The organism is Yoonia tamlensis (genome assembly GCF_900115105.1).
Lineage (GTDB): Bacteria > Pseudomonadota > Alphaproteobacteria > Rhodobacterales > Rhodobacteraceae > Yoonia > Yoonia tamlensis.
Genome location: NZ_FOYP01000001.1, coordinates 38938 through 60339, shown reverse-complemented (window position 1 = coordinate 60339; position 21402 = coordinate 38938). Strand labels below are relative to the sequence as shown.

The 21402-nt window shown below is 56.7% G+C and carries 16 protein-coding genes; 11 read left to right on the top strand and 5 right to left on the bottom strand.

What is annotated here, in order from left to right; translation table 11 throughout:
* Positions 1 to 61 precede the first annotated feature (61 nt).
* Positions 62 to 2851, top strand: a complete 2790-nt coding sequence (locus BM320_RS00335; RefSeq protein WP_090194947.1) for an AMP-binding protein — start codon at positions 62 to 64, stop codon at positions 2849 to 2851.
* Between the two features lie 2 nt (positions 2852 to 2853).
* Here BM320_RS00335 and BM320_RS00330 read toward each other — a convergent pair whose 3' ends face one another.
* Together BM320_RS00330 and BM320_RS00325 are read right to left on the bottom strand one after the other, a co-directional pair.
* Positions 2854 to 3618 (bottom strand): SDR family NAD(P)-dependent oxidoreductase, encoded by a 765-nt coding sequence (locus tag BM320_RS00330; protein ID WP_090194945.1) that lies wholly within the window; start codon positions 3616 to 3618, stop codon positions 2854 to 2856.
* Between the two features lie 82 nt (positions 3619 to 3700).
* Positions 3701 to 4726, bottom strand: a complete 1026-nt coding sequence (locus BM320_RS00325; protein ID WP_090194943.1) for a LacI family DNA-binding transcriptional regulator — start codon at positions 4724 to 4726, stop codon at positions 3701 to 3703.
* A 168-nt stretch (positions 4727 to 4894) separates the two neighbouring features.
* Here BM320_RS00325 and BM320_RS00320 point away from each other — a divergent pair, with 168 nt between their 5' ends.
* From BM320_RS00320 to BM320_RS00310, 3 genes are all read left to right on the top strand, one after another.
* Positions 4895 to 6424 carry a sugar ABC transporter ATP-binding protein gene (locus BM320_RS00320; RefSeq protein WP_090194940.1) on the top strand — a complete coding sequence of 510 codons (1530 nt, stop codon included), beginning with the start codon at positions 4895 to 4897 and terminating at the stop codon, positions 6422 to 6424.
* On the top strand, positions 6417 to 7424 hold the full coding sequence (locus tag BM320_RS00315) for an ABC transporter permease (RefSeq protein ID WP_090194938.1): 1008 nt from the start codon (positions 6417 to 6419) through the stop codon (positions 7422 to 7424). The genes BM320_RS00320 and BM320_RS00315 overlap by 8 nt, the downstream gene beginning before the upstream one ends.
* 94 nt (positions 7425 to 7518) lie before the next feature.
* On the top strand, positions 7519 to 8472 hold the full coding sequence (locus tag BM320_RS00310; protein ID WP_090194933.1) for a substrate-binding domain-containing protein: 954 nt from the start codon (positions 7519 to 7521) through the stop codon (positions 8470 to 8472).
* Positions 8473 to 8597: 125 nt separating this feature from the next.
* Here BM320_RS00310 and BM320_RS00305 read toward each other — a convergent pair whose 3' ends face one another.
* The 3 genes from BM320_RS00305 to BM320_RS00295 all read right to left on the bottom strand — a co-directional run bounded on the left by BM320_RS00305 (position 8598) and on the right by BM320_RS00295 (position 13536).
* Positions 8598 to 10787: an NADP-dependent isocitrate dehydrogenase gene (locus BM320_RS00305; protein WP_090194931.1), complete on the bottom strand. Its 2190-nt coding sequence runs from the start codon at positions 10785 to 10787 to the stop codon at positions 8598 to 8600.
* Positions 10788 to 10913: 126 nt separating this feature from the next.
* Positions 10914 to 12434, bottom strand: a complete 1521-nt coding sequence (adh, locus tag BM320_RS00300) for an aldehyde dehydrogenase (protein WP_090200187.1) — start codon at positions 12432 to 12434, stop codon at positions 10914 to 10916.
* Positions 12435 to 12573: 139 nt separating this feature from the next.
* On the bottom strand, positions 12574 to 13536 hold the full coding sequence (locus tag BM320_RS00295) for a helix-turn-helix domain-containing protein (protein WP_090194929.1): 963 nt from the start codon (positions 13534 to 13536) through the stop codon (positions 12574 to 12576).
* A gap of 132 nt (positions 13537 to 13668) precedes the next feature.
* Here BM320_RS00295 and BM320_RS00290 point away from each other — a divergent pair, with 132 nt between their 5' ends.
* The 7 genes from BM320_RS00290 (at position 13669) to yidC (ending at position 21290) form a co-directional block, all read left to right on the top strand.
* The gene (locus tag BM320_RS00290) at positions 13669 to 14337 is read left to right on the top strand and encodes a Crp/Fnr family transcriptional regulator (protein WP_090200185.1); all 669 of its coding nucleotides are present in this window, start codon (positions 13669 to 13671) and stop codon (positions 14335 to 14337) included.
* Between the two features lie 88 nt (positions 14338 to 14425).
* The gene (locus BM320_RS00285) at positions 14426 to 14638 is read left to right on the top strand and encodes a YgaP family membrane protein (RefSeq protein ID WP_090194927.1); all 213 of its coding nucleotides are present in this window, start codon (positions 14426 to 14428) and stop codon (positions 14636 to 14638) included.
* 13 nt (positions 14639 to 14651) lie between these two features.
* The gene (locus tag BM320_RS00280; protein ID WP_090194924.1) at positions 14652 to 15533 is read left to right on the top strand and encodes an MBL fold metallo-hydrolase; all 882 of its coding nucleotides are present in this window, start codon (positions 14652 to 14654) and stop codon (positions 15531 to 15533) included.
* Between the two features lie 15 nt (positions 15534 to 15548).
* The gene (locus tag BM320_RS00275; protein ID WP_090194921.1) at positions 15549 to 17222 is read left to right on the top strand and encodes a bifunctional protein tyrosine phosphatase family protein/NAD(P)/FAD-dependent oxidoreductase; all 1674 of its coding nucleotides are present in this window, start codon (positions 15549 to 15551) and stop codon (positions 17220 to 17222) included.
* A 26-nt stretch (positions 17223 to 17248) separates the two neighbouring features.
* Positions 17249 to 18952 carry a SulP family inorganic anion transporter gene (locus BM320_RS00270; RefSeq protein WP_090194919.1) on the top strand — a complete coding sequence of 568 codons (1704 nt, stop codon included), beginning with the start codon at positions 17249 to 17251 and terminating at the stop codon, positions 18950 to 18952.
* A gap of 219 nt (positions 18953 to 19171) precedes the next feature.
* Positions 19172 to 19345: a hypothetical protein gene (locus BM320_RS16320; RefSeq protein ID WP_165614961.1), complete on the top strand. Its 174-nt coding sequence runs from the start codon at positions 19172 to 19174 to the stop codon at positions 19343 to 19345.
* 136 nt (positions 19346 to 19481) lie between these two features.
* The gene (gene yidC / locus BM320_RS00265) at positions 19482 to 21290 is read left to right on the top strand and encodes a membrane protein insertase YidC (RefSeq protein ID WP_090194917.1); all 1809 of its coding nucleotides are present in this window, start codon (positions 19482 to 19484) and stop codon (positions 21288 to 21290) included.
* Positions 21291 to 21402 lie beyond the last annotated feature (112 nt).

Below are 21402 nucleotides of genomic sequence, written 5' to 3'. Positions count from 1 at the left end.
ATTCGCGAAGGAACCACATCGGCGCAATGTCGCAAACCTTGCATGAATAGACGTTTTTGGAATGACACAAACCCAAATCGCAGCGCAATTGCTGCCACAAAACGTGCCTTCACAAATCGCAAAGGCGTTGCAGACCCATCAGCACCGGACGGCCTTTGTCGATACGGAACTGACCCTGACATATGGGCAGCTTGCGGCCTGTATCGCGCGCATTGAACCCGCATTGCCCAAGACCGGCGCCGTAGCGGTATTTGGCAAACCCTCAAGCATTTTTGCAGCGGCCGTGACCGCTTGCGTGGTAGCGGGGCGCCCGTTTGTGCATCTTGATCCGGCGATGCCCACCGATGTTCTGGCCAATATACTGGCCGAACTTGGCATTGACACCGTGCTGATGTGCCAGCCTGCGGCGGCAGGACAATTGCCGCAATCGCACAGCTATATCGATGTGGCCGCGCTTACCATTGACCTGCCCACCGTGCCTTTGCTGCCTGTCGCCGCGCCGCCGATTTTGGCCGATGCGGCAATTTATATTGTCGCGACATCCGGCACCACGGGGCGGCCAAAATGTATCCCTGTCACACAGCAGGCGGCCTATCTTTCTTATGAATGGCGCGATGCATACACGCCCTATGATCCAAGCCAGACCATTGGCATCTATATCTTTGCGATCTGGGAAATGTTCCGTCCGCTGCGCGATGGCGCGCGCATGTGCTTTCCAAGTTTTCAGGAACTATTGAACCCCGCCGATCTGGTCGCCTTTTTGATCCGCTATAATGTGACAGAGATGCTGTTCACGCCTTCGGCGCTGGAAAAGACCCTGCAAGCCGCGACCGTAGAAATGTGCAAGGATGTGCCCTTGCAACGGATCATCTTGAATGGCGAAGTCGTGAGCGACGCGCTGGTCGCATCTGCGATGCAAAAACTGCCCCGCGCGCAGCTGTGGAACCTGTATAGCATCTGCGAAACCCATGATATCGCGATGACCCAGATCACCGACACCGCGCGGGTGCCCGGTGCTGTTGGCGTGGCCATGCCCGATTTGCGAGCCGTTGTTCTGGACGATCATGACCAAGAATGCGCGCTCGGCCAACCCGGTCTGTTGCATTTCGAAGGGCCAAAGATGCTAGGCCCCGGCTATGTGAACAGGGCCGAAGAAACGCAGTTGCGGTTTCGTGAATTGGTGCTGAACGGGCGCGCGGTGCGGCTGTATGATACCGGCGACCAAGGCTATGTTACGCCCGACGGCATGATCCATGTGATGGGCCGGATTGCGCATATGCTCAAATTGCGCGGGCATAGTATCCAGACCCGCGAACTGACGGAATCGCTTGGGCATTTTCTGGGGTTCTTACAGGGCGTGCCGTGGATTGTTGATGCAGGCGTGCAAGGCAAGGCGTTGGCGTTCTACTATTGCGCGGATGTGACCGGAGCCGCACAGAACCTAGAAAAATGGGGCCTGAAATCTGGCGAAAACCGGATGCCCGCCGCCCTGTCCAAGGCGCTGCGCGCCGAACTGCCCGCCTATTGTGTGCCAAGCTATCTAGTTGCGCTGGACGCGATCCCGATTAATCCGGTGTCCGGCAAATGCGACTTTAAGGCCCTGCCACCCGTGCAGATGCGCAGCACGCAAGATACCGCCACAACCGAAACACGGCCCAGCGTGATCTTTAGCGCCCAAGCCTTGGGTTGCGCGGTCACCGAGATTGACCCAAGCCAGTCATTCCATGACTGCGGGGGCGATTCATTGATGGCGGTGAACCTCGTGCTTGCGCTCGAACAGGCCTATGACCGCCGGGTTGATTTCGACTTTGCACTTAACGTCCCGTTGGATCGGCTGCACGATGTGCTGACCCAAGCCGTGGCCGCGCCGCAACCCAGCGGCGGATTTGACCGCAAGGGCATTTTGCTGACCGGTGTGACGGGGTTCTTGGGCAGTCGCGTTCTGGCCGCCGCCGCGCGGCACCTGCCCCAAGATCAGGTCATCTATTGTCTGGTGCGCCCCAAACGCCGCGATGCGCTGGAACGGCTGCATGAAATCGCCGCCACGCACGGGGTCGCGCCCAACCGTCTGGTCATGCTGCCCGCCGCCATCGAAGACGCGCGTTTTGGGCTGGGCGGCGCGGATTACGCAGCACTTTGCGCCAATACGCAGTCGGTCATTCATTGCGCGGCGATGGTCAACCTTGCGGTCGATCGCGCGAATATGGAAATCTGGTCCAAGGCCGGCATCGCGAATATCTTGCAATTCTGCCGCGATGCGGATGCGGATCTGCGGTTTTCATCCTCTGTCGCCGTGTTCCCCGATACTGGCGGGCGGCATCCGGAAACCGCCACCAGCCTTTACGAAAGTTGCGGCGGCTATGGCGCGGCCAAGATCGACGCCGAACAGATGATTGCAGCATCCAGCGTGCGCGCGGCAATCGTGCGCCTGCCTTCGCTTTATGATCTGGACGCGCCAAACCCCAATGACATCTATGAAACCATCGTGACGGCCTGCGCCAAAATGCGCACCGTCCCAGAGGGGCTAATGTTCCGGATGATTGATGTGCATAGCGCGGCGCGGTTCTTGGTCGAAATTCCGGCCAGTGACGGGGCGCGCTATTTCAACCTTGCGCCTGATCTATGGGCCAATCCAAACCAGCTGCCCACGGTTCCGGTGGCAGAGTGGCTGGCACAAGCCCCCGTGACCCAAGCCGAACGCGCGCTGATTGCATCAGACCTCACGGTTTTGCACGCCGATGCGCGGTTTGATTTTGGGCAGGCACGCGCCGCATGGGAAAATATTGCCGACACGCCCTTTGCCAGCATCAGCGCGCCTGATTTGTTGATTTCACGCCGCTTGGACCAATAGCCCTACCAAAGCGATCCGGCGTTAACCTGAATATCTTCCATCGTGATCGCACGGCCCGCGTCGCTGACCAGAAACGCAACAAGATCGGCGATTTCTTCGGGCTGGACCAATGCGCCCTGCGGGTTTGACGCCTCGTACTTGGCCCGCACCTGCGCGCGCGGCGCGCCGGTTTCCGCGATTTCCTGATCGACGAACTGCTTGAGCATCTCGGTTTCAACCCATGTCGGGCTAATGCTGGTGCAGGTCACGCCATGCGCCGCCCCTTCAAGAGATACACAGCGGCCCAAGCCCAAAAGCCCTGCCTTTGACGCGCAATAGGCGGCGTTATTGGGCATGCCCTGATGCGCCGCAACAGAGGCAAGGTTCACGATCCGCCCCCATTTTTGCGCCACCATGCCCGCCATCACAGCGCGGATCATCTTAAAGCTGCCGGTCAGATTGGTATCAATCGTGGCGTCCCACATGGCGTCAGGGTGTTCGATCACAGCGGATTCTTCGTAGACGCCCGCCGTGTTCACCAAAATATCAACCCGCCCGTGCGCGGCGATCACGCGGTCGACAAACGCTGCAACGCTTTGGCTATCGCGCACGTCCAAGGCACCAACCATAATCGGCGCGCCAATTGCGGCGTGCAATTTTGCGATCGCGTCCGCGTCGTCGCCACGGCGCGCGCCAATGCAAACGACCGTGCCTGCGCTATGCAGCCGCTTTGCAACCGCAAGCCCCATGCCCGACAGGCCGCCCGTGATAATTGCAACTTTTGTCATGATTTGGCCCGTCCGGATTACTGATGCTTTCGCCGCGGACTATGCCCAGAAAACGCGACGGGCATCAACAACTTGGCGGCGCTTAAGTTTTAACGCCCGCACATGAATTGCGCACGATCAGATCGCCGTGCAGCTCGCTTGTTTGCACGGGCGTCGCGGGCTGCGCCAACCGGTCCAAAAGTGCTGTCATCGCATATTCGCCAATCTGGCTGCGCGGCTGGCGAATGGTGGTCAGCGAAGGCGTGATATTATTGGCAAACGGAATGTCATCAAAACCAAGAACCGACATATCGCGCGGCACATCAATACCGCGATCTTGCAATGCGCCGATCACGCCGATCGCCGTGTTGTCGTTAAAACAAAAAAACGCGGTTGGCAGCGTGTCGCGAATAAAAAGCCGCTCGACTGCCGCGCGACCGCCAAGGCTGGTGCCATCACCATCCACCTTCCAGATCGAAATGGGCTCTGATGCTTGGGCAAGCGCGTCGCAATACCCCTTGAGCCGCCGCTCTGACAGGATGCTGCCTTTTGGTCCCGCAACATAGACAATCCGCCGATGCCCCAGCGACATCAGATATTCCGTTGCAACGCGCGCCGCCGACTGATCATCGGTGCAAACATAGCTGATATTGGCGTGTTCAATCGGGGTGGCTGCGGCCACAGTCGGCGGGATCAGCGATTTCGAATTATCGGGCCATCCGGCCACGGGCAAATGCCCTGTCAGCAAAATCAAACCATCCGCCATGCCCGTTGACAAAAAGCGCAAGTATTTTTCTTCGACGGCCACATCGCCTTCGGTATTGCCGATCAACACGCCATAGCCGCGCGCGTTGGCCACCTTTTCCAACCCCGTCAGAACCCCCGGAAAATTCGGGTCCGAGATGGATTCAGCCAGCACCAACACCATATGCGACCGCTGCCGACGCAGGTTTTGGGCCATTGCATTTGCCGTATATCCGGTGCGCGCAATGGCTGCGTTCACTTTCTTTCGGGTGCTGTCAGCAACTTTTTCAGGCTTTGAAATTGCCCGCGAAACGGTAGCAATCGACACTCCGGCAAGCCGCGCGACATCTTCGATTGTTGCTGGTTTCTTTGGGGAATTCTGCAATTGGTTTCTTTGCTCTTTGGCCTGCGCTGCAATCTACCTAGGGCCTGTTTTATCCGAAAGTGCAAGAAGACTAGCGAACATTTACAGCAATGAAAACCTTTACATAAAATAGTGTAAAGGTTTACATAGGATTCGTTGCGGGAGGCAACAACTGACCGGGGAGGGTCTATGGTGGTCAAGAATCCGATGGCATCGGACGGGTTGCTTTGCGCAGACTCGCTCAGCAAATCCTTTGGAACCGTTCCGGTCTTATTCAGCGTCAGCTTTTCGCTAAAGGCCGGAGAAGTGCACGCGCTGATCGGCGAAAACGGTGCGGGCAAATCGACCTTGATGAAAATCATGTCGGGTTTCCACAGCCCCACATCCGGCCGCATTATCTATGACGGCGAATCCGTCACCCTGCCCCCGAACGGCGGCGCAGAGGCGCTTGGCATTGTGTTGATCCACCAAGAACTGAACCTCGCCGAACAGATGACCGTGGCTGAGAATATCTTTCTCGGGCGCGAAATTTCAAAACGCGGCATCCTTGACCGGCAGGAAATGAACAGCCGCGTGGTGCGGATGCTGGCAGATGTCGGGCTTGATATTTCACCAGACACGCGGATTTCCGAACTGTCCATCGCGCAAAAACAGATGGTCGAAATCGCCAAAGCCATGAGCCGCAACGCCCGTGTGCTGATCATGGACGAACCCACCGCCGTTCTGACCGAGGCCGAAACCCGCATCCTTTTCAAACAGGTGAACCGCCTGCGCGATCAAGGTGTTGCGATCATGTTCGTCAGCCACAAGCTGCACGAGGTCAAAGAGATTTCCGACCGCGTCACCGTGTTACGAGACGGCCAGTGGATCGGCACCAGCCCCACGGCGGATCTGGACCTTGATGACATGGCGCGCATGATGGTGGGCCGCGAATTATCCGACCTTTATCCGCCTGTGAACGAACCCGATGTCGATGCGCAAATCGCGCTAAGCGTCACGGGGCTGCAAACAAAGAACCTGCGCAACCTGTCGTTCGATCTGCGCAAAGGCGAAATTTTGGGGTTCTCGGGGCTGGTTGGTTCGGGCCGCACCGAAGTGTTCGAAGCCATTTGCGGTTTGGTCCCGATGCATGCCGGGTCGATCACCACCTTCGGCAATGAGGCGCGATTCAATTCTGTGGCACAGGCACGCGACGCGGGCATCGTCTATCTGACAAAGGACCGCAAAGGTAAGGGGCTGCTGCTTGAAGAAGGGATGCAGACCAATCTGACGCTTCTGGCCCTGCCCCAATTTGCACGCCACCTGATATTGGACCGCAAAAAGGAAGAAGCCGCACTGACCCGCGCGATCCGCAGGTTTGACATCCGCGCCCGCGATCCCAATGTGCTGGCCAAGGATATGTCAGGCGGCAACCAGCAGAAATTGCTACTGGCCAAGGTCATGGAAGCCAATCCAAAGATCGTCATCATTGATGAACCCACACGCGGCATCGACGTTGGCACAAAACAACAAATCTACCATTTCATTGCGGCCCTCGCAGCCGAAGGCGTGTCGATCGTCGTGATTTCATCCGAAATGCCCGAAGTCATCGGCATCAGTCACCGCGTGATCATCATGCGCGAAGGCCGGATCGCAGGCACCGTTTCGGGCCGCGACATCAATGAAACCCAAATTGTACGCTATGCCGCAGGGCTGAACGAGGAGAAGACCCATGCCTGAATTGGCCCAGACGGAAACCACCGCCCGCAAACCGAAACTTGACTTGAAAATGTATGGCCCCGCAATTGCGCTGGTGATCTTATGCATAATCGGGTTTTCGCTGAATTCCGCCTTTCTGAGCGAAGGCAACATCACCAACCTTCTAACCCGCTCCGCCTTTATCGGGATCATCGCTGTTGGCGCGACATTTGTCATCACATCCGGCGGGATCGACCTGTCGGTCGGGTCCATGGCCGCCGCGATTGCGGGTATCATGATTATTTTGATGAATGCGCTAGTCGATATTCTGGGCACGGGCGTGTTAACCGTGGTCGTTGGTGCGGGCTGCGCGGTATTGTTGGGCGCGCTTGCGGGTCTGGCCAACGGGCTGCTGACCACCAAAGGCAAGATTGAGGCCTTTATCGTCACGCTTGGCACGATGGGGATTTTCCGGTCGCTGGTCACCTATTTCGCTGACGGCGGCACGCTTTCGCTGAATTTCGATATCCGCGGCACCTATCGCCCCGTCTATTATGACAGCCTGCTGGGCGTGCCCTATCCGGTCTGGGTTTTTGCGGTTGTCGCGGTTGCGGGCTGGCTTTTGATGAACCGCACGACATTCGGCCGCTATTGCACCGCGATCGGATCGAACGAACATGTCGCCCAATATTCCGCGATCAACGTCAACAAGATCAAGACATGGACCTATGTGATCCAAGGGCTATGCGTTGCATTGGCCACGGTCATCTATGTGCCGCGTCTGGGGTCGGCATCGTCATCAACCGGCGTATTGTGGGAACTCGAGGCGATCGCAGCCGTGATCATCGGCGGCACGGTGCTCAAGGGCGGCTATGGCCGGATCGGCGGCACGATCTTTGGCGCGCTGATCCTGACCACAATCGGCAATATCCTGAATTTCACTGATGTTGTTTCCAACTACCTGAACGGGACCATGCAGGGTCTGATCATCATCATCGCTGTTTGGCTGCAACGCGCTGATTGGGGCAAGCCAAAAGATTAACCAACGACCGCACGCGCTGCGGAGGAGGCAGCGCGCGCAAAAAATCGCCCCTAACAAAGGGGCATTCACTAGCAAATCCTATGGGAGGGATAAAATGCAATTCGGAAAAACAATCGCTGCGGGCCTGATTGGCGCGATGGCATTTGCAGGCGCCGCTGCGGCGCAGGACACAATCAAGATCGGGGTATCATACCCGACGCCAACACATGCGTGGGCGGCCGGCATGAACTGGCACGCAGAACAGGCCGAAGCACGTCTCGAGGCGCTTTACCCTGATGTTGATCTGATCCTCATCAACTCGCCTGATCCGGCATCGCAAGCCAGCGCGCTGGAAGATCTGGTATCGATCCACGGCATCGACGCGCTTGTTGTGCTGCCATTTGAATCAGAGCCGCTGACCGATCCGGTTCTAAACGTCAAAAACAGCGGCGCGCTGATCACCGTTGTTGACCGCGGCCTGAGCCAGCCAGGCATCGAGGATATCTATGTTGCAGGTAACAACCCCGAACTGGGGCGTAAATCCGCAGAATATATGATGAGCCGTCTGGAATCTGGCGATAACATCGTCATCCTGCGCGGCATCCCGACAACCATCGACAATGAGCGTTTTGATGCGTTCATGGCCGAAATCGAAGGATCAGGGATCAACGTTCTGGATCACAAGCACGCAAACTGGAACCGCGACGACGGTTTTGACGTGATGCAGGATTTCCTGAGCCGCTTTCCCGATATCGATGCCGTTTGGGCCCAAGATGATGACATCGCAATCGGTGTTGTTGCCGCTCTTGAACAGGCTGGCCGTACAGGCGACGGCATGTTCGTTGTGGGCGGTGCAGGCATGAAAGAAACCATCCGTGGCATCATGGACGGCAATGAGCTGGTCCCCGTTGACGTGCTTTATCCGCCAGCGATGATCGCAACGGCGATGGATGTGACCGTGGCTGCGTTTAAATCTAACGGTCCGGTTGCGGGTCGCTATATTCTTGGCGCGACATTGATCACACAAGAAAACGCCGCATCCTTCTACTTCCCCGACTCACCGTTCTAAGCTCTTCTCCCGGAACGGAAAGGAAAGAGCGGCTGCTTGCAGTCGCTCTTTTTTTGTCTGCCCACAAAAAAAAGGCCGCGCTATCCGATTGACAGCGCGGCCCCGAATTTTCCAGCCAAAGGGTATTACCCGATGATCGCGTTCAGCGTGGCAGAGGGGCGCATGACCGCTGCGGTCTTGGCAGCGTCACCGTGGTAATAGCCGCCCAGATCAGCCGCAACACCTTGTGCCGCTGCCAGTTCTGCAATGATCGCCGCTTCGCCTGCGACCAGTGCTTCTGCAATCGGTGCAAATTGCGCGGCAAGATCGGCATCTTTGGTTTGCGCGGCCAAGGCTTCGGCCCAGTAGCGTGCGAACCAATAGTGGCTGTCGCGGTTGTCAGGCTCGCCGACTTTGCGTGATGGCGAATGGCCATTGTCCAAAATCCCTTGGGTCGCGGCGTCCACGGCTTCACCCAATACGCGGGCTTTTTCGTTGCCTTTGGCATCCGCAAGGAATGTCAGGCTTTCGCCCAGCGCGCAGAATTCGCCAAGACTGTCCCAACGCAGGTGGTTTTCAGACTGCAATTGCTGCACGTGTTTCGGCGCAGAGCCACCGGCACCGGTTTCAAACAAGCCGCCACCGTTCATCAATTTCACAATCGACAGCATCTTTGCAGATGTCGCCAGTTCAAGGATCGGGAACAGATCGGTCAGATAGTCGCGCAGCACGTTACCTGTGATCGCGATGGTGTTTTCGCCTTTGGTGATGGTCTCAAGCGACGCGCGTGTCGCTTCGCGCGGGGCCATGATTTCAAACTTGTCAGCCACACCTTGGGCCTCGAGGATTGGTTTCACATAGGCGATCAGTTCGGCGTCATGGGCGCGGTTTGCGTCCAGCCAGAAAATCGCACGCGTACCTTCTGCCTTTTGGCGCGCAATCGCAAGGTTCACCCAATCCTCAATCGGCGCCTTGCGCGCGGATGCGGACCGCCAGATATCACCGGCCTGAACCGCGTGGCTGTGCAATACGCTGCCATCGTCAAGGATCATCTTGACCGTGCCAGCCGCCGCGATTTCGAACGTGGTCGGGTGTGATCCGTATTCTTCGGCTTTTTGCGCCATCAGGCCGATGTTTTGCACCGTGCCGGCAGTTGCTGGGTTCAGCTTGCCGTTTTCTTTGAAGAATTTGACGGTCTCGTCATAAACCGGCGCATAGGAATTGTCAGGGATCACGCAGTTGGTGTCGGATTCCTTGCCATCCGGACCCCAGCCTTTGCCGCCTGCGCGGATCAGCGCGGGCATAGACGCGTCAATAATCACATCGGACGGCACGTGCAGGTTGGTGATGCCCTTGTCGCTGTCGACCATATACATTGGCGGACGTGCGGCGGTGACGTCTTCTATAGCGGCCATAATATCGGCCTCGTCTTTGACGGCTGCCAAAAGTGCACCCAGACCTTGGTTCGGGTTCACGCCCAGCGCGGCCAGCTTATCGCCGAATTTGTCGAACACCGGCGCAAGCCACGCCTTGACCGCATGACCAAAGATGATCGGGTCGGACACTTTCATCATCGTCGCTTTCATGTGCAACGAAAACAGCGTGCCTTCTTCTTTGGTCTTGGCAATTTCATCCGCCAAAAACGCATCAAGCGCAGCAGCGCTCATGAATGTCGCGTCAACCACGGTGCCCGCAGGATAGCTGATCCCGTCTTTCAGAACGGTTTCGCCTTCTGCGGTTTCCAGAACGATTTTGGCAGTGGCCGCATTGGCCAGCGTTGCGGACACTTCGTTGGAAAAGAAATCATCGCCAGACATGGACGCCACACGTGTTTTGCTGTCAGCCACCCATTCACCCATCCGGTGCGGGTTATTCTGCGCAAAGCTTTTGACAGCTTTCGCCGCACGGCGGTCAGAGTTGCCTTCGCGCAGCACAGGGTTCACAGCAGAACCTTTAAGCCCGTCATATTTCGCGCGCACGGCTTTTTCTTCATCGGTTTCGGGGGTTTCGGGATAATTCGGCAATGCGTAGCCCTGCGCTTGCAATTCTTTCACCGCAGCAACCAGTTGCGGCACAGAGGCCGAAATGTTTGGTAGTTTGATCACATTGGCGTCTGGTGTTTTCACCAGCTCGCCCAATTCGGCCAGATCGTCGGACTGGCGCTGATCTGCGGCCAGATAATCAGGGAAGGTCGCCAGAATACGGCCCGCAAGGCTGATATCCTTGGTGCCGACAGATACGCCAGCGGCGGCCGCGAATTTTTGGATGATGGGCAAGAACGACGCAGACGCCAATTCAGGTGCTTCGTCGACTTTGGTGTAGATGATATCTGACATAGGAAACCTCTTGAGATAAGTTGCCTAGGTCCATAACGGATGTTGCCGCAATCGTCCACAGTATACCGCTGCATACGATGCAAATACAGGCAGCGACAGATTGTCCGCCGCTGCCTGCAAGCGCCTCTAGAAGAAGCCCAATTTGTTGGGGTTATAGCTGACCAGCATGTTTTTGGTCTGCTGGTAGTGGTCCAGCATCATCTTGTGGTTTTCACGTCCAACGCCGGATTGCTTGTATCCGCCGAATGCCGCATGCGCCGGATAGGCGTGATAGTTGTTGACCCAAACACGACCGGCTTCGATCCCGCGGCCAAAGCGGTAGCAGGTGTTCATATCGCGTGACCAGACACCGGCGCCAAGCCCGTACATCGTGTCATTGGCGATTTCCATTGCTTCGGCTTCGTCCTTAAAGGTCGTGACCGATACAACGGGGCCAAAGATTTCCTCTTGGAAGACCCGCATTTTATTGTGGCCTTTCAGGATTGTTGGCTGGATGTAGAACCCGTTTGCTATATCGCCGTCCATCTTGGCCTCGGCCCCGCCTGCAAGAACTTGCGCGCCTTCTTCGACACCGATTTGCAGATAGGACAGGATCTTGTCTTGCTGCTCGCGGCTGGCCTGCGCGCCGACCATCGTGTCAGGCAGACGTGGATCACCCTGTTTGATCGCCTTCACCCGCGCAATGGCGCGCGCGATGAATTCTTCATAGATGTCTTCTTGGATCAGCGCGCGGCTTGGGCAGGTGCAGACCTCGCCTTGGTTAAAGGCAAACAGCACAAAGCCTTCGATCGCCTTGTCAAGAAACGCATCATCCTTGGCCATCACATCGGAAAAGAAGATGTTTGGTGATTTGCCGCCCAGTTCCAACGTGACAGGGATCAGGTTTTCAGTCGCGGCCTGCATGATCTTGCGACCGGTGGCGGTGGATCCGGTGAACGCAATTTTGGCGATGCGTGACGATGTGGCCAATGCGGCACCCACTTCGCCACCATAGCCGTTGACGATGTTCAACACGCCATCCGGCAGCAGATCGGAAATCAGCTCTGCGAACACCATAATCGCGGCGGGGGTCTGTTCAGCGGGTTTGAGCACAACGCAGTTACCCGCAGCCAATGCTGGCGCCAATTTCCAAGCGGCCATCAGAACCGAGAAGTTCCAGGGAATAATCTGCCCAACAACGCCTAGCGGTTCGTGGTAGTGATAGGCAATCGTGTCATTGTCGATTTCCGACATTGACCCTTCTTGGCCCCGCAGCACGCCCGCAAAATAGCGGAAATGGTCAGCAGAAAGCGGAATATCAGCCGCCATTGTTTCGCGGATCGGCTTGCCGTTATCCCATGTTTCGGCAGTTGCGATAAGTTCAAGATTTGCCTCGATCACATCCGCGATTTTCAATAGGATGTTGGAGCGTTCGGTCGCTGATGTTTTGCCCCACGCGCCCTTGGCTGCATGTGCCGCATCAAGCGCCAGTTCAACATCTGCCGCGTCGGATCGTGCAATTTCGCAAACCACGGCACCTGTGATCGGGGTGATGTTTTCAAAATAGCGCCCGCCAACAGGTGGCACAAATTGCCCGCCGATATAGTTGTCATAGCGGTTCTTAAACGGAGAGCGGAACTGCTGCTCTGTCTGTGTCATCTCATTCATAATATTCTCCTCCATACCCTAGGTCCTCCACCCGGGTTGCAAGAGGCTAACTTTGTGCTGAACTGCGCGTAAATCTCCCGCTAGGCGAAGGGCGGGGTGATCTGTCTCAGAACTGGGACACTTGGCGCGGCGGGAAATGCTATTCCCCCAACCCCAGCCGTTTCATCCGCCGGTAAAGCGTGGCGCGCCCGACGCCCAGCGCCCGTGCGGCTTGTGAAACATTGCCATCCGCGCGCGCAAGCGCACGCACCACCGCGGCCCGTTCGGCCTTTTCAAACCCTGTCGGCCCATCGTCGCGGCCAAAGATGTCAGACGCAGGGCGCGGGCGCAGCGCGCCGGTGGGTTCCAGCCCGAATACTTTGCGCGCGTTACGGGTGGCACCCACAATGATATCGTCGGAATCGACGGCCAGCAGCGTTGCGATATCCGCATCACCGCTGTCGGCCACAATGATTCGCGCCTTGGGGAACGAGGCGCGGAAATAGTCGGATTCGATGGATTTAGCGGTTTGCCCCACCATCGCGCCGATCAACTGGTTATAGCTTTCCGTTTGATCCGCGCGCGCGGACGATACATCCAGCGCGGCCAGCAACCGCCCGTCAGTGCCAAAAATCGGGGCATCCATGCAGCTCATCCCGATGTTGCGCGCAAAGAAATGTTCGTTGCGGTGAATGGTAACCTGCCGCTGTTCGGTCAGGCAGGTGCCGATACCGTTGGTGCCTTCGGCGGCCTCGCTCCAATCGGCGCCGACACAAAGCCCCCAATCGGCAAATGTGTCGCTATCGGCATCGGTACAGCGTTGATCCAAAACGATTCCCGCGTCGTCGGTTAGCAAAACCCCGCAACCGGAATTGCCGACAAGCCGGTAAAGGTGATCTAGTTTTGGGGCGGCGACCATCATAAAACGGTCGTGTTTTTCGCGCCTGCCATGCAGCTCTGCCGGATCAATGCGGCTCACGCTGATGTCTGCGGCAGGGTCAAGCCCGTGGCGTTCAACCGACCGCCGCCATGATGCCGCCAATGACGACCGCGCCGCCGCCGAGCCCGAATGCACGGCCCCCAATATCCGGTCGATATGCAGCTTCTTTTCCGAAATGACCATTCCCCCCTCCCGTGGCTGGTGGTCGTTCTTTGGTGCGGAGCATAGCGTGCACCTGCGCGAATGTCTTGGCTTGTGTGGTATTCACCCTATACACATTCCCAATATGGAATGAATGCGGCGGGAGAAGAAGAAATGACAGGTCAACAGTGGACGGCGCGTTTTGCAGGGCTCGCGCGGCTGGCACCGCAAACCCAGCAGATATTGCTAGAGAAAAGCGCCGTCATCGACGTACCTGCGGGAACGACAATCTTTGGTCCCGGTAATTCGCCCGAAAACATGCTTTTCTTGCTTGATGGCAGCGTTCGGGTGCAGCAAACCTCGGAAACGGGGCATGAAATTGTTCTTTACCGGATACATGCGGGCCAAAGCTGCGTGCTGACCACCGCCTGTCTATTGGCCTACGAGGACTATTCCGCCGAAGGCATTTGCGAAACCGATATCCAAGCCGCCGCCATCCCGCGCGCTGTTTTTGACGAACTGGTCGCGCAGTCCAAAGAATTCCGCGATTTTGTCTTTGCCGCCTTTTCCAAGCGGATCACCGATCTGTTCTTGATGATCGACGAAGTGGCATTTCAAAAAATGGACGTGCGGCTGGCCGACAAGCTGATCGCCCTGTCAGGCGGTCAAGACAGCATCGCCACGACGCACCAGAAATTGTCTGTTGAATTGGGCACCGCCCGCGAGGTGATTTCACGCCAGTTGCAAGAATTCCAACGTCGGGGCTGGATCGAACAGGGGCGGGGCTGCGTCAATCTGATCAATAGGACTGCTCTTGCCGGATTGGCGGGACAACAGCATTAGGCACAATTTCATCGTTTGGTGACAATGTCACCGAATCTTCTGCGCGCGTGGCCTATGGTTGGTCTCAACATAACATGGAGCCGGAAAAATGACCGCAAACGTTGGAACAATCGACCGCCTATTTCGCATCGTACTTGGTGTTATACTGATTGCGTTGCCCGTGATCAGCGAATTTGCAATCTTTGATAGCATTGCCGCGACAGTGATCAGTGTGATCGCCGGTATCATCATGATCGGCACAGCCGCGCTGCGGTTCTGTCCGATCTACCGCATTTTCGGCCTGCGCACCTGCCGGACCTAGCTGGAGAAAACTTATGACCTATCCCATTGATATGAACATCACCCCCGACGTGTCCGCCCATTTCGATGCGGCGACAAATACAATCAGTTATATCGTAAAAGACCCGACCAGCAGTCACTGCGCGATCATTGATAGCGTGATGGATATTGATTACGCCGCCGGACGGATCACCTATGACCACGCTGACGCGCTGATCAAGGAAGTTCAGGATCGCGGGCTGATGCTCGACTGGATCATCGAAACCCACGTCCACGCCGACCACCTGTCCGCCGCACCTTATATCCAGCAAAAGCTGGGCGGGAAAATCGGCGTTGGCGACAAGATTCTGGTCGTGCAGGAAACATTCGGCAAGGTCTTTAACGAAGGCACCGAATTCCAGCGCGACGGATCGCAATTTGATGCGCTGTTTACGGATGGTGACACCTATATGATCGGCAATATGCAGGTCGTGGCGATCTATACCCCCGGGCACACGCCAGCGTGCATGGTGCATGTGGCAGGCAACGCGGCCTTTGTCGGTGACACGCTGTTCATGCCCGATGGCGGGTCGGCCCGTGCTGATTTCCCTGGTGGGGACGCTGGTACGCTTTATGACAGCATCCAAAAGGTGCTGTCCTTGCCCGACGACATGCGGCTGTTCATGTGCCACGACTATGGCCCGAACGGACGCGAAATTGCATGGGAAACCACCGTTGGCGATGAAAAGACGCATAACATTCACGTCGGCGGCGATAAAACCCGCGAGGATTTTATCAAATTCCGCACCGAGCGTGATGCAACGCTGGACATGCCCAAGCTGATCATCCCGTCTTTGCAGGTCAATATGCGCGCAGGCGATGTCCCAAAGGATAAAGACGGCAATCCGATGCTGAAAGTGCCTGTCAACACGCTTTGATCTAGGAAAACGACAATGGAATTGAACACGCTTACTGCTGGCCTTTCGGCCAGCCCCCAAGTTATGCCTGATGACCTGCAAGCGATCAAAGACGCAGGGTTTCGGGCGATCATCTGCAACAGACCCGACGGCGAAGGCGGCGATCAACCCACGTTTCAGGAAGTCGCCAAAGCCGCGAAAAAATTGGGGATCGAAGCTGTCTATCAACCCATTGTCGCGGGCAAAGTCAGTGACGCGGATGCCACTGCCTTTGGCGCATCATTGCAAGACCTCCCCGGCCCTGTGCTTGCCTATTGCCGGACAGGCACGCGGTCGGCGACATTGTGGTCGCTGTCACAAGCGGGGAACCTGAGTGTCGCTGATATTCTCGCCGCGACCAAAAACGCGGGCTACGATATGGGCGGCGTTGTGCGCCGCATTGCCAATGGCGGCAAAACACCCACCGACACAGGCGATGCCAGCTATGCGGTTGTGATCGTTGGTGCGGGCGCAGGCGGTATCGCAGTTGCCGCCAGCCTGAAAGCACGCAAGCCTGATCTGGACATCGCTATCATCGACCCCGCTGATGTGCATTATTACCAGCCCGGCTGGACAATGGTTGGCGGCGGGATTTTTGACGCCCAAACCACCGCCCGCACCATGGGGTCGCTGATCCCGCGCGGCGTGCATTGGATCAAGGCCGCAGTTGCCGCGTTTGAACCTGACAATAACGCCGTCATTCTGGATGGGTGCCGCGTGGTGAAATACGACCGTTTGGTTGTGACTCCTGGGATAAAGCTCGATTGGAACAAGATCGACGGGCTTGTCGAAACATTGGGCCAGAACGGTGTCACCTCGAACTACCGCTATGATCTGGCGCCTTATACATGGGATCTCGTGTCCAGCATGGCATCCGGTCGCGCGATATTTACGCAACCACCGATGCCGATCAAATGCGCCGGTGCGCCGCAAAAGGCGATGTACCTGTCCGGCGATGCGTGGTTCCGGCGCGGCGTTCTGAAAGACATCGACATTCAGTTCAACAATGCAGGCGGCGTGCTGTTTGGCGTCAAAGACTATGTGCCCGCGCTGATGGAGTATGTCAAAAAATACGATGCTAACCTGAACTTCTTTCACAACCTTGTCGCGGTTGACGGCCCTGCCAAGAAGGCTTGGTTCGATGTGGCCAAACCGGACACGCCCGTTGAGCGGATTGCGATAGACTTTGACATGATGCATGTCTGCCCACCGCAAACGGCGCCGGATTTTATCCGCGTCTCGCCGCTTGCGGACGCGGCTGGCTGGGTCGACGTAGATCAATATTCGCTGCGTCACAAAACCTATGACAACATCTGGTCGCTTGGGGATGTGATGAACGCGCCCAATGCAAAAACCGCCGCCGCCGCGCGGATGCAGGCCCCCGTGGTAGCCGACAATATGGTCGCGGATATGCGCGGCGGCGCACCTGTCGCGCAATACAATGGCTATGGGTCTTGCCCGTTGACCGTTGAGCGGGGCAAAATCGTTTTGGCCGAATTTGGCTATGGCGGCACCCTGCTACCCAGCTTTCCGAAATTCCTTGTAGACGGCACCAAAGCCACGCGCGCCGCGTGGTTCCTGAAAGAAAAGATGCTACCGCCGATCTATTGGAAGGGGATGCTGAAAGGCCGTGAATGGCTTGCCAAACCCGAAAAAATCTCCGTCAAATAACACACCTGATCAAACCGAGCCCCAATATGCCCATTGCCCGTTTTCTGCCTATCCTCACGTGGGGCAAAACCTATACCCGTGCGACGCTTGCGAACGACCTGATTGCCGCGGTGATCGTGACGATCATGTTGATCCCGCAATCTCTTGCCTATGCGCTTTTGGCGGGGCTGCCGCCCGAGGCGGGGCTTTATGCATCGATCGCGCCGATCATGCTTTATGCCGTGTTCGGGACCAGCCGTATGCTTGCCGTGGGGCCGGTGGCCGTGGTGTCGCTGATGACGGCGGCGGCGCTCAGCAATATCGTTGAACAAGGCACGATGGGTTACGCGGTTGCCGCATTGTCGCTGGCGGCACTGTCCGGCGCGATGCTGCTGGCGATGGGCATTTTCCGCATGGGGTTCATCGCGAATTTCCTGTCGCATCCGGTCATTTCGGGGTTCATCACGGCCTCGGGGATCATCATCGCGGCCAGCCAGATCAAGCACATTCTTGGCATTGATGCGCATGGGCACAACCTCTTAGACCTCGGGCTGTCACTTTTCGAACATTTACCCGAAACCAACGGGACCACCGCCCTGATCGGGATCACGGCCACCGCATTTTTATTTTGGGTCCGCAAAGGGTTAAGACCTGCGTTGCAAAAACTGGGGCTGGGCGCGGGGCTCACAGGTATTGCGGTGAAAACAGGGCCGGTTGTTGTGGTCATCGCAACCACTGTTGCAGTCTGGCTGTTCGGTCTGGACGCTCGGGGGGTCAAAATCGTCGGTGACGTCCCGCAAAGCCTGCCGCCCCTGACAATGCCATCATTTTCGCCGACATTGCTGGGGCAACTGCTGCTACCTGCCTTTCTGATCTCGATCATCGGCTTTGTGGAATCTATTTCAGTCGCGCAAACATTGGCCGCCAAAAAACGGCAACGCATCGACCCCGACCAAGAATTGATCGGATTGGGTGCCGCCAATATCGGCGCGGCCTTTACAGGTGGCTTTCCGGTCACGGGCGGGTTTTCGCGGTCTGTTGTGAACTTTGATGCGGGTGCAGAAACCCCCGCGGCAGGGGCATTCACCGCCATCGGGCTGGCGATCGCCGCGCTTGCACTGACTCCGTTGATTTTCTTTCTGCCAAAGGCAACCCTAGCGGCCACGATCATTGTCGCTGTGCTAAGCCTTGTCGATTTCAGCATTCTCAAGCGCGCATGGCATTATTCCTTCGCCGATTTTGCCGCCGTGCTGGCCACAATTATTTTGACGCTGGGCTTGGGCGTGGAAATTGGTGTGTCGGCTGGGGTCGGCCTGTCGATCCTCTTGCATCTGTACAAGTCGTCGCGCCCCCATATCGCCGAGGTCGGTCTGATTGCCGGCACCCAGCATTTCCGCAACATCAAACGCCATCAGGTGCAAACCGACCCGCGTGTTGTAACCTTGCGCGTGGACGAAAGCCTGTATTTCGCGAACGCCCGTTTTCTGGAAGATTGCGTGCAAAACCGTGTCGCCAGTGACAAGGCGTTGCGCCATGTGATTTTGCAATGTTCAGCCGTGAACGACATTGACTTCAGCGCGCTCGAATCGCTTGAAACGATCAATACACGGCTGGATGAAATGGGCGTAAAGCTGCATCTGTCCGAGGTAAAAGGCCCCGTAATGGACCGGCTGCGTGATCAACACTTTTTAAAATCGCTGACAGGCAATATTTATTTATCACAATTTGACGCGCTCAACTGCATCAAATGATTGTGTGTCGCGCTGATTTCCGCGCCAAAGTTGCCGCACGCGCACTTGTGGTTGCAATCGCGGACCGACATGTTTCATAAGACTTGCTAAGACAGGCAAGAAGCCTAAACTCGTTTGAGTTTAATGATTAAATTTGAATCCATACTCCTTATTGCCGCCTCATTTTTACCGCCTTGAACGGGTAATGTTGTGGCGTAGTCAGTCAGAAAGTAAGTAGTTATGAACCAATCCAGCAAACGTGTCGCCCCCCACGAGGCAGCGGCAAAATCATTCTATGGCCAGGACGAAGATGCTTTTGCAAAGCAGGTTGAACGGCTCGCTGTCAATGATCCCCGCCTGATCGCCGTCTTTCAAAGTACACGCGTTTACTACCAGAATCTTGCCAAGAACTAGAAACACGCCGGTTTGCGGCTGCGATATCGATCACAACTGTCGCATTCCGCCCCTATTTCCTGAATAGCTCTTGACCTTTGCGACCCTGACGGGTTGAACGGCCTTCAGATTTTTATGGGAATATGGGTGGTTTCGCATGGACGACCAGAACAAAAACCTCATCTTGGCAACGCTGCTTAGCTTTTTGGTGATCCTAGGCTGGACATACCTGTCCCCGCCCGAAGATCCACCCGTCAGCCTTACGGATGAGGCGGCCATCGCCGCGAGCGATCCTGCACTGCCCGCGACCCAAGAAGCCGCGACCACAACAACCGCCCCCGAGGCAGCCGCGCCAGAAACCCCTGCCCCACGCGTTGCGATCAAGACTGACACGCTCGAAGGTTCGCTTTCGCTGCGTGGCGGGCGGATTGATACGCTGTCACTGACGCAATACCGCGTCGAAAACACCGAAGATTCCCCCATCGTCCAGCTGTTGCGCCCTGAAGGCGAAGCAGGCGCCTATTACGCCGCGTTCGGCTGGGCCGCTGCGAATGGCATCGCCACAGAAAACGTGCCGTCGCCGGAAACAATCTGGACACTGGAAACCGGTGACACACTGACCGCTGACACCCCTGTCACACTGCTGTGGGACAATGGCGTTGGTCAGGTGTTCCGCACCGAAATCGCGGTCGATGACGAATTCATGTTCTCGTTCACGCAGTCGGTCACCAACAATGGCACCGAAGCGGTCGCCGCGCGCCCCTATGGGCTAATCCGCCGCCACGGTATCCCCGAAGATCTGAAAAAATTCTTTATTCTCCACGAAGGTCTGGTCAGCATGACCGATGGCGAGCTTAAAGAAACCGACTATGACGACATTCAGGATTTCGAAATTCACGCCAGCGAAGGTGTGCCCGCCGAACGGCTTGAAGCCACAGACTCCGGCTGGATCGGCTTTACCGATCACTACTGGATGACAACACTGATCCCCGCGCAATCCGCGCCGTTCCGGTCGACATCTAAATACTATGAACGTCGCGACCTGTTTCAGGCCGAGGCCGTGATGCCGGTTGCAACCATTGCCGCCGGTGAAACCTATTCCAACACGACCCGTTTCTTTGCCGGCGCAAAAGAATGGGAAGTCATCAAGCACTACGAAGACGAAGAAGGTGTCAGCGGCTTTATCGACAGCATCGACTGGGGCATGTTCTTTTTCCTGACCAAGCCGATTTTCTGGTTGTTGCACACATTGCATGGGCTGATCGGCAACATGGGCTGGGCGATTATCGCGCTGACCATCACGCTCAAGGCGCTGGTGCTGCCGCTGGCCTATAAATCCTATGTGTCGATGGCACGTATGAAAGAATTGCAGCCAGAAATGGAAAAGCTCAAAGAGCAAACCGGTGACGACAAGCAAGCCATGCAGCAAGGCATGATGAAGCTTTACAAGGATAACAAGGTCAGCCCTGCATCCGGCTGTTTGCCGATGCTGTTGCAGATCCCTATCTTCTTTTCGCTTTATAAGGTGATTTTTGTCACGATCGAATTGCGCCACACCGCATGGATCGGCTGGATCACGGACCTCAGCGCGCCAGACCCGTCATCTATCTTTAACCTCTTTGGCCTGCTGCCATTTGCGGCACCTGATCTGGGCCCGCTGCAACTGCTGTCGCTGGGCATCCTGCCGATATTCCTTGGCGTATCAATGTGGCTGCAACAAAAACTGAATCCGGCCCCGTCCGACCCCACACAGCAGATGATCTTTGCATGGATGCCTTGGGTGTTCATGTTCATGCTGGGCAATTTCGCCAGCGGGCTCGTGCTGTACTGGATCGCCAACAACGTGATCACGTTCATCCAGCAATACGCGATTATGCGCAGCCACGGCGCAAAACCGGATGTGTTTGGCAACATCAAATCCAGCTTGCGCCGCAAGAAAAAAGCAGACGCAGCACCGCGCAAATAGCTGGGGCCAATGCGCAACGGCGCCCAGCGTTTATCCATTACGGATGTTTGGCATCTATGCCGCCGTGCGCTACGGCGGTATAGGTGTATCCAACCGACAAGATCGAGGTAGT